The 12,876-nt window shown below is 59.0% G+C and carries 15 protein-coding genes; 13 read left to right on the forward strand and 2 right to left on the reverse strand.

The features are described 5' to 3' along the window. The first annotated feature begins 247 nt into the window (after positions 1-247). From DWV32_RS06615 to DWV32_RS06650, 8 genes are all read left to right on the forward strand, one after another. Positions 248-1,240: an ABC transporter substrate-binding protein gene (locus DWV32_RS06615; protein ID WP_158566098.1), complete on the forward strand. Its 993-nt coding sequence runs from the start codon at positions 248-250 to the stop codon at positions 1,238-1,240. A gap of 317 nt (positions 1,241-1,557) precedes the next feature. Continuing rightward, the gene (gene hpf / locus DWV32_RS06620; protein WP_035137685.1) at positions 1,558-2,142 is read left to right on the forward strand and encodes a ribosome hibernation-promoting factor, HPF/YfiA family; all 585 of its coding nucleotides are present in this window, start codon (positions 1,558-1,560) and stop codon (positions 2,140-2,142) included. A 79-nt stretch (positions 2,143-2,221) separates the two neighbouring features. Then, on the forward strand, positions 2,222-3,175 hold the full coding sequence (locus DWV32_RS06625; protein ID WP_089572413.1) for a DegV family protein: 954 nt from the start codon (positions 2,222-2,224) through the stop codon (positions 3,173-3,175). Between the two features lie 98 nt (positions 3,176-3,273). Continuing rightward, complete coding sequence (locus DWV32_RS06630) at positions 3,274-4,353, forward strand: NAD(P)-dependent oxidoreductase (RefSeq protein WP_117757653.1); 1,080 nt, start codon at positions 3,274-3,276, stop codon at positions 4,351-4,353. Between the two features lie 5 nt (positions 4,354-4,358). Next, positions 4,359-4,787: a hypothetical protein gene (locus DWV32_RS06635; RefSeq protein ID WP_055310425.1), complete on the forward strand. Its 429-nt coding sequence runs from the start codon at positions 4,359-4,361 to the stop codon at positions 4,785-4,787. 15 nt (positions 4,788-4,802) lie between these two features. After that, on the forward strand, positions 4,803-5,501 hold the full coding sequence (locus DWV32_RS06640) for a HEAT repeat domain-containing protein (RefSeq protein ID WP_117564743.1): 699 nt from the start codon (positions 4,803-4,805) through the stop codon (positions 5,499-5,501). A 6-nt stretch (positions 5,502-5,507) separates the two neighbouring features. Continuing rightward, positions 5,508-6,593 (forward strand): isocitrate/isopropylmalate dehydrogenase family protein, encoded by a 1,086-nt coding sequence (locus DWV32_RS06645; protein WP_117757654.1) that lies wholly within the window; start codon positions 5,508-5,510, stop codon positions 6,591-6,593. 126 nt (positions 6,594-6,719) lie between these two features. Next, positions 6,720-7,814 (forward strand): hypothetical protein, encoded by a 1,095-nt coding sequence (locus DWV32_RS06650; protein ID WP_117757655.1) that lies wholly within the window; start codon positions 6,720-6,722, stop codon positions 7,812-7,814. A 111-nt stretch (positions 7,815-7,925) separates the two neighbouring features. On the opposite strand, the gene DWV32_RS06655 is transcribed toward DWV32_RS06650, so the two are convergent. Both DWV32_RS06655 and DWV32_RS06660 read right to left on the reverse strand, forming a co-directional pair. Further along, complete coding sequence (locus DWV32_RS06655; RefSeq protein ID WP_117654920.1) at positions 7,926-8,165, reverse strand: helix-turn-helix transcriptional regulator; 240 nt, start codon at positions 8,163-8,165, stop codon at positions 7,926-7,928. 9 nt (positions 8,166-8,174) lie between these two features. Beyond that, complete coding sequence (locus tag DWV32_RS06660; protein ID WP_117654921.1) at positions 8,175-8,813, reverse strand: DUF2975 domain-containing protein; 639 nt, start codon at positions 8,811-8,813, stop codon at positions 8,175-8,177. 702 nt (positions 8,814-9,515) lie between these two features. On the opposite strand from DWV32_RS06660, the gene DWV32_RS06665 reads away from it, so the two are divergent. From DWV32_RS06665 to DWV32_RS06685, 5 genes are all read left to right on the forward strand, one after another. Further along, entirely contained in the window at positions 9,516-9,959 is a 444-nt protein-coding gene (locus tag DWV32_RS06665) for a PTS fructose transporter subunit IIA (protein WP_117757656.1), read from the forward strand. After that, on the forward strand, positions 9,959-10,240 hold the full coding sequence (gene yajC, locus DWV32_RS06670; protein WP_117583566.1) for a preprotein translocase subunit YajC: 282 nt from the start codon (positions 9,959-9,961) through the stop codon (positions 10,238-10,240). The genes DWV32_RS06665 and yajC overlap by 1 nt, the downstream gene beginning before the upstream one ends. Positions 10,241-10,276: 36 nt before the next feature. Continuing rightward, entirely contained in the window at positions 10,277-10,759 is a 483-nt protein-coding gene (gene agaV, locus DWV32_RS06675; protein WP_089572404.1) for a PTS N-acetylgalactosamine transporter subunit IIB, read from the forward strand. Between the two features lie 90 nt (positions 10,760-10,849). Then, positions 10,850-11,650 (forward strand): PTS sugar transporter subunit IIC, encoded by an 801-nt coding sequence (locus DWV32_RS06680; RefSeq protein WP_117583564.1) that lies wholly within the window; start codon positions 10,850-10,852, stop codon positions 11,648-11,650. Further along, positions 11,640-12,722: a PTS system mannose/fructose/sorbose family transporter subunit IID gene (locus DWV32_RS06685; RefSeq protein ID WP_022094609.1), complete on the forward strand. Its 1,083-nt coding sequence runs from the start codon at positions 11,640-11,642 to the stop codon at positions 12,720-12,722. Before DWV32_RS06680 ends, DWV32_RS06685 begins: the two co-directional genes overlap by 11 nt. Positions 12,723-12,876: the final 154 nt, after the last annotated feature.

The raw sequence follows: 12,876 nt of genomic DNA on the forward strand, positions 1-12,876 counted from the left end.
CGGCGCGATCATGGCGCGTCCTAGATGTAAGCCGCACCGTCCGTTCTACTTTCTTTGGGGCAATACCGCCTCGCGGGCGAGCGGGCCAGTCGTGAAGGTGGCTGCGGCCTCCCGAGCAAACACCCCGGTGCGCAAGTGTGGGGTCAAATACCAGGTCAGCTGGTGGGAACAATCTGATATTCCGCGCATCGCACGGATCGTATACGACACAGAAGGCAGGGTAGTGGACATGGTGAGGGGCAGCTTGATGCACGCGGCTCGGTTAGGTGCTGGGACCGCAGCGGTCATCGCCGTTTTGGGTCTGAGCGGATGCGCGTTCAACCCGCTGTCTACGTTCACGACTCCCACGATCGACCAGATCGAGTACGAGACCGTCACGCCCACGGTGTCGGATGATGCCCTGGTCACCCCCGGTACCCTGACGGTCGCCCTCGATACTTCCGATGCGCCGCAGGCCATGCAGGGCACCGACGGCGAGCTCACGGGGTATGCGGTCGACGCCGCCCGCGCCCTCGCAAGCCGCATGGGCCTTAAGGTCGCCTTTGTCGATGCGTCCTCGGCAGGTTCCGCGCTCGGCGACAAAAAGGCTGATATCTTTATCGGCGAGATCAACTCCACGGACGGGGACGTTAGCTCGCTCGGCACCTGCCTGTACGATGCCGCTTCCGTGTTCGGTAGAACCAGCGATGGTGGGTCGCTAAACGTTTCCACCGATACCCTTAACACGTCTACTCTGGGTGTCCAGATGTCCTCGGCCTCGCAGGAGGCGCTTGCTAAGCAGAGCATCACCGCCAACCAAAAGACCTACCCCAACATCAACGAGTGCTTTGAGGCGCTCGAGTCCGGCGAGGTCGACTATGTGATCTGCGACTCCACGGCCGGCGGCTACCTTGCACGCCTGATGAGCGAGATCTCCTATGTCGGTGCGCTCGAGGCGCCCTCGACGCTTGGTGTTGCGGGCCTCTCGTCCAATGACGAACTGTGCCGTGCCGTGAGCGATGCCCTCGACGGCATCACGGTCGACGGTACGCTCGAGGCGGTCCACTCCGTCTGGTACGGCACGATGCCCTATGACCTCACCACCAAGACGATCTCGGGCGCCGACGTGCAGCCGACCGACACCGGATCCAGCGAGTCCGCATCCTCCGATTCGAGCAGCGATGGTGCATCCTCCGAGGATAAATCGTCCAGCCAGGAGGGCACTATCACCGACGACGACATTAACAAGCTCAATAGCTAGTTATTGCTAGGGGTGGCGTCTCCTATGCGCTAGGAGGGACGCCTCTTCACGGTTTCAACACGCATCGCCGGGCTCTCCCAACAGGGGAGCCCGGCTTTTTCGTTTCCATAAAACCAGCAGGTCAAAGACATTTTTTAGGTGCAAAACCAAAGTCGCCGTCGCTCTTCCATAGCGCACTTTGCCACAGAAAAGTGCGAGACTTCGGTATGCGGTATCAAGCAGTCGTTATTCGGGTCTTTAGGAATCCGCGTGATTAAATGCACGGCAATGGGTACATAGCCAGTACAGTAAGTCCCCGAGGCAGATTGGAGCCACGTATGGATATCAAGGTTTCTGGACGCAAGACGACGGTAACCGATGCTCTGCGTGCGCATGTGGATGAGAAGATCGGCGAGGCGCTCAAGGTTTTCGATATCGAGCCCATGACGGTCGACGTTGTACTTCGTTATGAGAAGAACCCCTCGAACCCCAACCCGGCAATCGTCGAGGTTACGGTTCGTGCCCGCGGTTCGGTAATTCGCGTTGCCGAGCACGGTGCAGATATGTACGCCGCCATCGACCTCTCTGCCGATAAGGTCACCCGCCAGCTGCGTAAGTTCAAGACCAAGGTCGTGGACAACCGCCAGGGCGGTGCCAGCGCCGCGGATGTCGCGCCGGTCGAGCGCGTCGAGGATCTGGCCGACCTGCTGCTGCCCGAGGAGGAGGACGACCTGCTCGTCCGCGAGAAGGTTATCGACGTCACCCCGATGACTGAGGAGCAGGCGCTGGTGCAGACCGATCTGCTGGGCCACGACTTCTACGTGTTCGAGAACGCGACGACCGGTCTCATCAATGTGGTGTATCACCGTAAGAATGGTGGATATGGCATCATCAAGCCCCGCATCGAAACACTTGACGAGTAAAATACGTTAACTTGCATGAGTTAACGGTTGGCGGCCATCCCATGCGGGTGGCCGCCTTTTTACGTAAGGAGTCGCTTTGATGGACAAGGCCGCATCCGCCGGTCATTCGGACCGTTGCCGCATCGTCGTCGATACCTGCTGCGACTTTAGCCCCGAGGTCGCCGCGAACCTCGATGTCGATATCTTGGGTTTCCCCTTCATTATCGATGGCGAGGAGCGCACGGATGACATCTGGTCGAGCATCACACCCAAGGAGTTTTACGATCGCATGCGCGCCGGTGCCCGCGTGTCCACCTCGGCTGTGTCGCTCGGTCGCTATATCGAGTTCTTTACCGAGTGCGCCAAAGAGGGCACGCCCACGGTCTACCTGTGCTTTACCTCGGCGCTGTCGTCGAGCTACAACTCCGCGTGCCAGGCGGCGGACGCCGTGCGCGCCGAGTATCCCAACTTTGAGCTGTACGTGGTCGACAACGCTCTGCCCTGTGCGACCGGCGAGCTCTTGGCGCTTGAGGCCGTGCGTCAGCGTTCGGCGGGACTGACCGCCAAGCAGCTGGTCGACTGGGCAAACGAGGCCAAGACCTATGTCCACGGTTACTTTACGCTCGAGAGCTTTGACGCGCTGGCTGCCGGCGGCCGCATTCCGCCCGCGGCGGCACAGCTCACGGCAAAGCTCGACGTCAAACCCGAGCTGTCCTACGACCTGGCCGGCTCGCTGTCGCTGATCGGCGTCAACCGCGGTCGCAAGAAGGCGCTCAAGTCCATTCTCAAGTCGTTCCGCGAGAACTATGTGCCCGATCGCACCATGCCCATCGCCATTATGACGGCCGATGCCGAAAAGGACGGCGACTGGCTCGAGGCCGCCATCCGCAAGGAGGAAGGCTGCGCCGACGTGACCATCATCCGCAGCTCTGTGGGCCCCACCATTGGCTCGCACGTGGGCCCCGGCATGGTGGCCTGCGCGTTTTGGGGTAAGAACCGCGCCGACAAGGCGTCGCTTTCCGACCGCATCGCCCGCCGCGTGCGCGGTCAGTAGGCAAGTAACGCGGCCGTAATCGATCCCAACTCACAGCCCAAACGCTGGCACCGAGTATTCAACCTGGTAATAACACCCAACCCAAAAGGAAAGGTTTCATGGCAAACAAGCTCTCTGTCGCATTTATCGGCACCGGAATCATGGGTGCCCCCATCGCCGGCCACATTCTGGACGCCGGCTATCTCGTCACGGTCAACAACCGCACTAAGTCCAAGGCGGCGGCGCTTATCGAGCACGGCGCAGTCTGGGCCGATACGCCGGCAGATGCCGTGGCGAACGCCGACGTCGTCTTTACCATGGTGGGTTATCCCTCCGAGGTCGAGGAGCTCTACCTGGCGGGCGACGGCCTGCTGGCCTGCACTAAGCCCGGCGCGGTGCTGATCGACCTCACCACGAGCTCGCCCGAGCTCGCCCGTGACATTGCCGAGGCCGCCCAGGTTTCCGGCCGCATGGCGTTTGACTGCCCCGTCACCGGCGGCGAGTCGGGTGCTATCGCCGGCACGCTTACGGCTATCGTTGGCGCTACCGAAAACGACATCGCTCCGGTCCGCGATATCCTTGCCACCTTTGCGGCCAACATCTGCTGCTTCGACGGCGCCGGCAAGGGCCAGGCTGCCAAGCTCGCCAACCAGGTGTCGCTGGGCGCCTGCATGGTCGGCATGGCAGACGCCATGGCATTTGCCGAGCTGAGCGGCCTTGACCTGGAGAAGACCCGCCAGATGATTCTGGGCGGCACCGGCAAGTCCGGCGCCATGGAGAGCCTGGCCCCCAAGGCGCTCGACGGCGACTACAAGCCCGGCTTTATGGTCGAGCACTTCATTAAGGACCTGCGTCTGGTGCTCGCCTACGCCGATGACCGCGAGCTCGCGCTGCCCGGCGCCGACGTGGCCTTTACGCTCTACGACATGCTCGACGCCATCGGTGGTGCCAAGCTGGGCACTCAGGCCATCACGGTCCTCTATAAGGAGGAGGCCGATGCCATCGCCGCCGGTCTGGACTGGTCGCAGTATCGTCCCGAGGAGCATGGCGCTCACGAGGAAGGTTGCGGTTGCGGCGAGCACGGCGAGGACCATGAGTGCGGTTGTGGCCATCACCACGGCGAGGACCACGAGTGCTGCGGCGGCCACGGCCATGACGACGGCCACGAGTGCTGCTGTGGCCACCATCACGGGGAGTAGCGCCCATGAGCTGGACGTTCGTGGTGCTTGCGCTGGTGCTCTTTCTCTTTGCGATCTACATCGGCTTTCTGTGCGGCCAGTGGGCGTGCGAAAAGCGTGTCATCACCAAGCGCGACTACTGGATTGCCAACTTTGCAGGAGCGGCGGCAGTCGTCCTGCTGACCTGGGTGTTCTCGCTGTTCCCGCTGGTGCAGTTTGCGCCGATCGGCTGGCTCGGTGGCTTTATCGCCGGCCTTAAGATGAGCTTTGGCGAGTCCGTCGGTCCGTGGCGCAAGCACGACGAGGTCTTTAACGTCAACAAGGCTCATCGAGCCGCCGCCGACGCGGGCGATGCCGAGGAACGCCGCCGTGCACGTCGCAATGGCGCGGCCGACCGACAGCTCATCTCGGTCACCGATGACAGCAAGGGTGCTGGCAAGCACGCCAAGAAATAAAAAGAAGAGGTAACTATGGCAGAAAACAAAGACGAACAGCTCACCGACGAGGAGCTGGCACAGCTTCAGCTGGCAGAGGAGAACGAGAACGCCGTCGACCGCCTGGTCCAGGAGCTCGGCTGCCCCACGCGCCGCATCCGCCAGTTTGCCGCCCGCGTGCTGCACCTGCTTGCCGAGCGCGATCCGCAGCGCGTCGTGCCCTGCGTGCCCGCGCTGATCGAGGCGCTCGATCGCCCCGAGGCGCAGACCCGCTGGGAGGCCCTCGATGCCCTGACGGCGCTCGCCACCACCTGCCCCGAGCAGCTGGGCGATGCCTTTGAGGGCGCCGAGACCGCACTGTTCGACGAGATTTCCTCCACGCTGCGCTATGCCGCCTTCCGCCTGCTGTGCGTGTGGGGCGCCACGAGCGTCGAGCGTTCGCGCGAGGCTTGGCCCATCCTGGACGAGGCCATCCAGTGCTACCACGGCGACCTTGAGTATCGCGACATGCTCGGTTGCCTGTACGAGTTTTGCCAGGGCGAGATCGACGCCGAGGTCGCAGAGAAGCTTGCGCTGCGCCTTAAGTTCGACGCCGAGAACGGCAAGGGCAGCTATCTCAAGGCCCGTTCGAGCGAGATTTGCGAAATGCTTGTTAAACGTTTTGGCCTGGATCTCTCCAAAAAGAAGAAGCGTGCTAGCGTTAAAAAATCTGACGACGCCGAAGACGAGGAGTAACAGATTATGGCGCACGATGTAGTCCTGATTCCCGGTGACGGCATCGGTCCCGAGATTACGCAGGCAATGCGCCGCGTGGTCGAGGCCACCGGCGTCCAGATCAACTGGAACGTCCAGGAGGCCGGCGCCGGCGTCATGGACGAGTTTGGCACGCCGCTGCCCCAGCACGTGCTCGACGCGGTCTCCGAGACCAAGGTTGCCATCAAGGGCCCCATCACCACGCCGGTCGGCACGGGTTTCCGCAGCGTTAACGTCGCCCTGCGCAAGCACTTTGACCTGTATGCCTGCGTGCGTCCCTGTCTGTCGCAGTCGGGCGACGGCTCGCGTTTCCGCGACGTCGATCTGGTCATCGTGCGCGAGAACACCGAGGACCTCTATGCCGGCATCGAGTTCGACGAGGGCGCAGCCGAGGTCGAGGAGCTCTCACAGCTTGTCGAGCGCTCGGGTCAGAAGACCTTTGCCGCCGATTCCGCCATCTCGATCAAGCCCATCTCTATCGCCAAGAGCCGCCGTATTGTGGAGTACGCCTTTGAGTATGCCCGCCGCTGCGGCCGCAAAAAGGTGACGGCTGTGCACAAGGCCAATATCATGAAGGCGACCGACGGCCTGTTCCTGCGCGTTGCGCGCGAGGTGGCCGCGGGCTATCCCGACATTGAGTTCAACGACAAGATCGTCGACGCCACCTGCATGGGCCTGGTCCAGAACCCCAACGACTTCGATGTCCTGGTGCTGCCAAACCTGTACGGCGACATCGTGAGCGACCTGTGCGCCGGCCTGGTGGGCGGCCTGGGTATGGCCCCCGGCTCCAACATCGGTGCCGACTGCGCCATCTTTGAGGCGACGCACGGCTCTGCGCCTGATATCGCGGGGCAGGATATTGCCAACCCCACGGCCGAGATCCTCTCTGCTGCGATGATGCTCGATCACCTGGGCGAGAACGACGCCGCCAACCGCATTCGCGCCGCCGTCTCTGCCACTCTCGACGAGGGCGAACAGGTTACCGGTGACGTGCGTCGTGCCCAGACCGGCTCCGTCGAGGGGGCCGTGGGTACGCAGGCCTTCGCCGATGCCGTTATCGCGCACCTGGTCTAAGGCATGCAGGCTGCAAACGCCTAAATAGTACTTAAGTGTTTGCGTATAACCTAAGAATCAATACGCCCGGCGTTCCGTCGGGCGTATTCTATTGGGGACTATGTTTCCTAACAAGGAGTAACCGATATGGGTTTGATTCAAAAGAAGGACGAGAAGGACGAGATCGACGGCATCCAGATCATCGAGCGCGGCGAAGGCCCCGACGGTGACGAGACTGAGAAGATCGATCTGGTCGCCGGTACGTCTGCCGAGCACATTGCTGCTGGCACGACGGCCGAGGAAGAGGACGCCCACCTGGAGGCAAAGATCGCCGCGGACGCCGCTGACGAGAATCTGATGCCCGAGGCTCAGGATGAGGATGATGACGCCCTAGGTTCCGACGCGGACGACCACGCATCCAAGCACAAGAAGACGATGATTGCCGCCTTTGTGGTTGCAGTCGTGATCGCTGCGGTGGTCGGCTTCTTTATTGGCAATGGCGGCTTTGGCGGCAAGGGTGTCGGTTCGTCGACCCTGACCGAGGACCAGCTCGATTCGACCGTGGCAAGCTATAGTTATAACGGCGAGAAGAGCGACATCACCGCGCGCGAGGCCATTGAGAGCCAGTACAGCCTCGATACCGTCAAGGATAGCGATGGCAACTACACCGCCCCCTCTGCCGACGTCATCCTGTCTTACGTGCGCAACAAGATTCTGCTCGATGCTGCTGAGGACGAGGGCATTACCGTCTCCTCTAAGGAGATGAAGAAGTACGCCGAGGATTCTATCGGCACCTCGGACTACGACACCATGGCCAAGCAGTATGGCGTGTCCAAGGACCAGGCCAAGCAGATCGTCCGTCAGTCCGCGACGCTGCAGAAGCTCTACAAGAAGAAGGTGGGCGATGCTTCCGCGAGCATGCCGACCGCTCCGACCGAGCCTTCTGACGGCAACGAGGACACCGCGAGCAAGGATTACGCCGATTACATCATCAACCTTGCCGGTGACGAGTGGGATAGCTCGAAGGGCACCTGGAAGGACGAGAACAGCACCTACGCTAAGGCCTTCGCTAACGATGCCTTTACCGCCGATAGCGCCACCTATAAGCAGGCCATGACCGCCTATTACACCGCTTACCAGCAGTATTCTTCGCAGGCTTCGAGCGCCAGCTCCAAGTGGACTGAGTATGCCAACGGCCTGTACGCCAAGGCCAACATCAGCATCTACGGCCTGTTTGCGTAAGATCTGCCTGAGCTTTCGAGCGCGAAGTCGAAATATCTGATTGAGCCCGCTAGAACGCATCGTTCTGGCGGGCTTTTTGCGTTGAGGGCGTGATTGGCGGCTTAATTATGGCTATTCATCTTTAAGCCCAAAGAGGCTATCGGCTTCATCGTCAGGTATGTATTCCAGAACATCGCCCGGTTGGCAGTCGAGTGCCCGGCATATCGCGTCAAGAGTTGAAAAGCGCACGGCAGAAACCTTGCCCGTCTTGATACGCGACATATTGACCTGGGAGATACCCACGCGTTCAGCAAGCTCTTTGGATGAAATCTTGCGTTCGGCAAGCATGCGGTCGAGCCGCAGAATAATCATGGATTCCCCCTAGAGCAACTCGTCATCTTGTTTTTGCAGGATACACCCGTACTGGAAGATGCTAGCAATCAGGCTAATAATTAGGCCTGCAAAGAGCATAGAGAGGTCGAGATGCTGCCCGCCAAGTGCATCCGTAAAGCTGCCGCCAAATCCTGAGAGTATCAGCCCTGTGACTATGGCACCAAAAAGTTTCACGGCGGCGCCGCCGATAAGGAACAAATGTCCTATTTGACGTAGTATGCGAATGCATTCGAGGTCAAAGGGCCTGCCCGCCTTTTCAATGGCGGAGAAAAACCTGTATGCGCTTAGCGCGATGGCAAGCGCGAGGCATGCCATCATGCCGCTCCCTATGGCAGTATGACCGTCGTGCGCGACAAGCATAAGAGGAGTCTGTTCATTGGTGCCGACGAGAGCGAGAATTGGCCCTTCGCTAGCCTCAAGCTCTACGGATTGGAGACAGAACCCTTGGGAGAGGCTAGGCAATATGACTAGATCTTCGATTGCAATGACTGCGAGGAGTGCCAGAGCGAGCGCCACGATGGTGCAGATTGTGCCCCATTTGCAGTAGCGAGTGAGCTTCCTCAGTTTGGCTATTGCCTGTTCACGGTCGATGGCTTCATTCGATTTGGATACGTTCCAGCGGATCATAGCTCCTCCAACCAATGTCTTGGATGATACTTGTATCTTATAACATGCTTAACGACAAACGATAAACAATTACATAATAGATTAAGTAATATTTGTACGACGAATAGCGAGAGCTTATGGCACATTCAGGGAGTGGGAGTTTGGCGCGCGGGGAGATGGACGAGTATTGAAATATCCTGCAACCGCGCAAGTGCTTCATCGGGTATCCTCAATTCATCTGGGAAACGGCCGTAAACGATTGCAAATAACCGGTGAACGGTCGAAAACTACCGTTCACCGATAATATCGAAACTGGTTCTTACTGGTATTAAGTCAAAAAGACCAATTCACAAATCTTCACAATGACCTGCATTTTTTCTACACGCCATTTTTAGCCGCCCTGCGTTGTTTAGACACAAAAAAAGTTCCGATCTTTCGTCAAATCATTTCGAAACGGTTTCAAAACCGCAGGTAGAAGTGTTAATGAGCGGTAAACGGTCGATTTTTCACCGTGAACGGTGCAAAAACGTTTTACTGTATGAATCAACGAAAGCAACCTCTTCTGTGGTGATATAGTGACAACAACACGTCACGTGGTTACTACCAGTTGAGAAACCACTGGTCTTTAAAGAACGCTTTCCAAGAAGCTTTAAGGGCACTCGCCCGCTGGCTTCCGAACATCATCGGACTCAGATCGTACACACCTTCGGAAGGGAAATTTGAATGGTTGGCTTTATTCTTACCGGTCATGGACAGTTCGCACCCGGCATCGCAAGCGCTATCGCTATGGTCGCTGGCGATCAACCCGCTTTTACCGTCGTTCCTTTTGAGGGCGACCAGGCTGCTTCCTACGGTGAGGATCTCCGCGCCGCTATTACCGCCATGCGCGAGGAGTGCGATGGCGTGCTCGTCTTTACCGACCTGCTTGGCGGTACCCCGTTCAACCAGGCAATGATGATTGCCCAGGATGTCGACAACGTCGAGATTCTGACTGGAACTAACCTTCCCATGGTTATTGAGCTTCTGTTCCTCCGCGGCAACGCCACGCTCGCCGAGCTTGGCGAGCAGGCCGTGACCGTTGGCCAGACGGGCATCACCGCCCAGACGGTCGCCTCCGTCGCTGGTGCCGAGGATGAGGATATCTTCGGCGACGAGGACGGCATCTAATGGCCGATTTCGGAGCCAGTGTTCTGAGTTCCTCGGTCGCTCTTTTGGGCCTGCTTGTCATCATGGGCTTGATTTACACCATTTGGTCGCAAATCAACATGAAGAAGAAGCAGAAGTACTTCAAAGAGCTGCACACCGAGCTCAAGCCGGGTCAGGAGGTTCTTTTCGCCGGCGGTATCTACGGAACCGTCAAGGGCATCGAAGGCGAGAAGGTCCAGATTAAAGTCCGATCCGGTGCCGTCGTAGATGTTTCGCGTTACGCGATTCAGGAGATTAAGTAACTGTCGTCAGCAATCAACGAAAGGAAGCTGATCAACATGGCAGAACCCAACATTCTTCTTACCCGCATCGATAACCGACTGGTCCATGGTCAGGTCGCGACCCAGTGGAACTCCACCCTGGGCTCCAACCTCATCCTCGTCGCCAACGACGACGTGTCGACCAACACCATGCGTCAGAACCTCATGAAGATGGCCGCTCCCGCCGGCGTCGCTACGCGTTTCTTCTCCCTGCAGAAGACCATCGACGTCATTGGCAAGGCGAGCCCGCGCCAGAAGATCTTCATCGTGGCCGAAACACCGGAAGACGTGCTTACGCTCGTCAAGGGCGGTGTGCCTATAAAGAAGGTAAACATCGGCAACATGCACATGTCGGAAGGAAAGCGCCAAGTCGCCACCTCCGTCGCAGTTAACGACGAGGATGTCGCTGCGTTTAAAGAGCTGCAGGAATTGGGGGTGGAGTTGGAGATCAGGCGCGTTCCGAGCACGCCTGTTGAGGATACGAGCAAGCTCTTCTCGTAATCCTCGTGATCCACGTTGTCAGGAGTGAAACCCTGACATTCTGTACGTGATATCCAAAGTGCGTACATACATTTTGAAAGGAGGAGCAAGATGGAATTCTCGATCATTCAGGTCGCACTGGTCTTCGTTGTTACGTTCATCGCGGCAATCGACCAGTTCAACTTCCTCGAGTCTCTCTATCAGCCCATCGTCACCGGCGCCGTCATCGGTCTTATCCTTGGCGACCTCAACACCGGTCTTCTCGTGGGTGGTACTTATCAGCTCATGACGATCGGCAACATGCCGATCGGAGGCGCTCAGCCGCCTAACGCCGTCATCGGCGGCATCATGGCAGCCATTCTCGCTATCGCTACGAAGCTCGAGCCCAACGCGGCAGTCGGCCTCGCCATTCCGTTCGCTCTGCTTGGCCAGCTTGGTGTTACCCTGGTCTTCACGCTTATGTCCCCGCTTATGTCCTCGGCCGATAACATGGCTCACAACGCGGACACCAAGGGCATCGAGCGCCTGAACTACTTCGCCATGACCCTGCTCGGCCTGATCTTCGCTGTCGTCGTCACCCTGTTCTTCATCGCTGGCGCCACCATCGGTCAGACCATCGCTTCCGCCATCCCGACTTGGCTGCAGACCGGTCTGTCCGCTGCAGGCGGCATGATGCGCTTCGTCGGCTTCGCCGTCCTGCTCAAGGTTATGATGAACCGCGATATGTGGGGCTTCTTCCTCATGGGCTTTGGCCTCGCGCTCATCACCGTTGCCAACGATTCTCTGGCAACCCCTGCCCTGCTCATCCTCGCTCTCATCGGCTTCGGCATTGCTTTCTGGGACTTCCAGCAGCAGACCGAGCTGAAGGGTGCAGCTGTTTCTGACGGAGGTGACTTCGAAGATGGCATCTAATGAGTATGTGATCCCGGAGCACTACGAGGATCTCACGCCTGCTCCGCAGCTCGACCAGAAGACCCTCAACAAGATGGCTTGGCGCTCCTGCTTCCTGCAGGCATCGTTCAACTACGAGCGCATGCAGGCCGCTGGCTGGCTTTACTCCATCATCCCCGGTCTGGAGAAGATCCACACCAACAAGAACGACCTCGCGGCTTCCATGAGCCACAACCTGGAGTTCTTCAACACTCACCCGTTCCTCGTCACCTTTGTTATGGGTATCGTGCTTTCGCTCGAGCAGAACAAGGTTGACATCCCCACGATCCGCGCCGTCCGCGTCGCCGCAATGGGCCCGCTCGGTGGTATCGGTGACGCCCTGTTCTGGCTGACGCTCGTGCCTATCACGGCCGGCATCACCTCCAACATGGCCATCAACGGCAACGCCGCTGCGCCGATCATCTTCCTGGTGATCTTCAACGTCGTCCAGTTCGCTCTGCGCTTCTGGCTCATGAACTGGTCCTACAAGCTTGGCACCAGCGCTATTGACGCTCTGACTGCCAACATGCAGGCCTTCACGCGTGCCGCTTCCATTATGGGCGTCTTCGTCGTCGGTTGCCTGGTCGTCACCATGGGTGGCACCCAGATCAACCTCCAGATCCCCAACGGCACCACCCGTGGCCTCTCCGCTACTACCGTGATCGTCTCCGAGAAGGAGGCCGAGAACTTCACCGGTATGGAGGGCATCGATACCGAGACCGCTGAGGCCGGTACCATCGCCATGACCGATGAGGACGGCAACGCCCTCACCGCTTCCGATGCCGACGGCAACGCTGTCGAGTGCGGCGTCACCGATCTGGGCAACGGCATGGAGTCCGTTACCTACGGCACCGTCACCGAGGATCCGGTCAACTTCTCTGTTGCCGACACCCTCAACACCATCGTCCCGAAGCTTGTCCCGCTTATGCTTACGCTGCTGCTTTACTACATGTTCGCTAAGCACAGCTGGACCCCGACCAAGGGCATTCTGCTGCTCTTCGTTCTGGGCATCCTGGGCGCTGGCCCGCTTGGTCTCTGGCCGAGCATCTGGTAAGGCTCTAGCTTGAGGGGTGTGTCCCTACGCGGCTCACACCCCGACCCCTTAAGCCATGTGTATGTTAAAAGCCGCGTGCTCGAAAGAGCGCGCGGCTTTTGTTCAAGACTTTAGTCTGCTGGCCGCGCAGCGGCCAGCTTTAAACCACCCGCTA

Source organism: Collinsella sp. AF04-24, assembly GCF_003465685.1.
Classification (GTDB): domain Bacteria; phylum Actinomycetota; class Coriobacteriia; order Coriobacteriales; family Coriobacteriaceae; genus Collinsella; species Collinsella aerofaciens_AP.

Bases quoted from the DNA above. Each gene is read 5' to 3' on its own strand.
- agaV (WP_089572404.1), top strand. From the start codon at position 10,277: ATGGCAGAACCCAACATTCTTCTTACCCGCATCGATAACCGACTGGTC.
- DWV32_RS06640 (WP_117564743.1), top strand. From the start codon at position 4,803: ATGGCAGAAAACAAAGACGAACAGCTCACCGACGAGGAGCTGGCACAG.
- DWV32_RS06685 (WP_022094609.1), top strand. From the start codon at position 11,640: ATGGCATCTAATGAGTATGTGATCCCGGAGCACTACGAGGATCTCACG.
- DWV32_RS06665 (WP_117757656.1), top strand. From the start codon at position 9,516: ATGGTTGGCTTTATTCTTACCGGTCATGGACAGTTCGCACCCGGCATC.
- yajC (WP_117583566.1), top strand. From the start codon at position 9,959: ATGGCCGATTTCGGAGCCAGTGTTCTGAGTTCCTCGGTCGCTCTTTTG.
- DWV32_RS06645 (WP_117757654.1), top strand. From the start codon at position 5,508: ATGGCGCACGATGTAGTCCTGATTCCCGGTGACGGCATCGGTCCCGAG.
- DWV32_RS06650 (WP_117757655.1), top strand. From the start codon at position 6,720: ATGGGTTTGATTCAAAAGAAGGACGAGAAGGACGAGATCGACGGCATC.
- DWV32_RS06655 (WP_117654920.1), bottom strand. From the start codon at position 8,165: ATGATTATTCTGCGGCTCGACCGCATGCTTGCCGAACGCAAGATTTCA.
- DWV32_RS06680 (WP_117583564.1), top strand. From the start codon at position 10,850: ATGGAATTCTCGATCATTCAGGTCGCACTGGTCTTCGTTGTTACGTTC.
- DWV32_RS06625 (WP_089572413.1), top strand. From the start codon at position 2,222: ATGGACAAGGCCGCATCCGCCGGTCATTCGGACCGTTGCCGCATCGTC.
- DWV32_RS06635 (WP_055310425.1), top strand. From the start codon at position 4,359: ATGAGCTGGACGTTCGTGGTGCTTGCGCTGGTGCTCTTTCTCTTTGCG.
- DWV32_RS06660 (WP_117654921.1), bottom strand. From the start codon at position 8,813: ATGATCCGCTGGAACGTATCCAAATCGAATGAAGCCATCGACCGTGAA.
- DWV32_RS06615 (WP_158566098.1), top strand. From the start codon at position 248: ATGCACGCGGCTCGGTTAGGTGCTGGGACCGCAGCGGTCATCGCCGTT.
- hpf (WP_035137685.1), top strand. From the start codon at position 1,558: ATGGATATCAAGGTTTCTGGACGCAAGACGACGGTAACCGATGCTCTG.
- DWV32_RS06630 (WP_117757653.1), top strand. From the start codon at position 3,274: ATGGCAAACAAGCTCTCTGTCGCATTTATCGGCACCGGAATCATGGGT.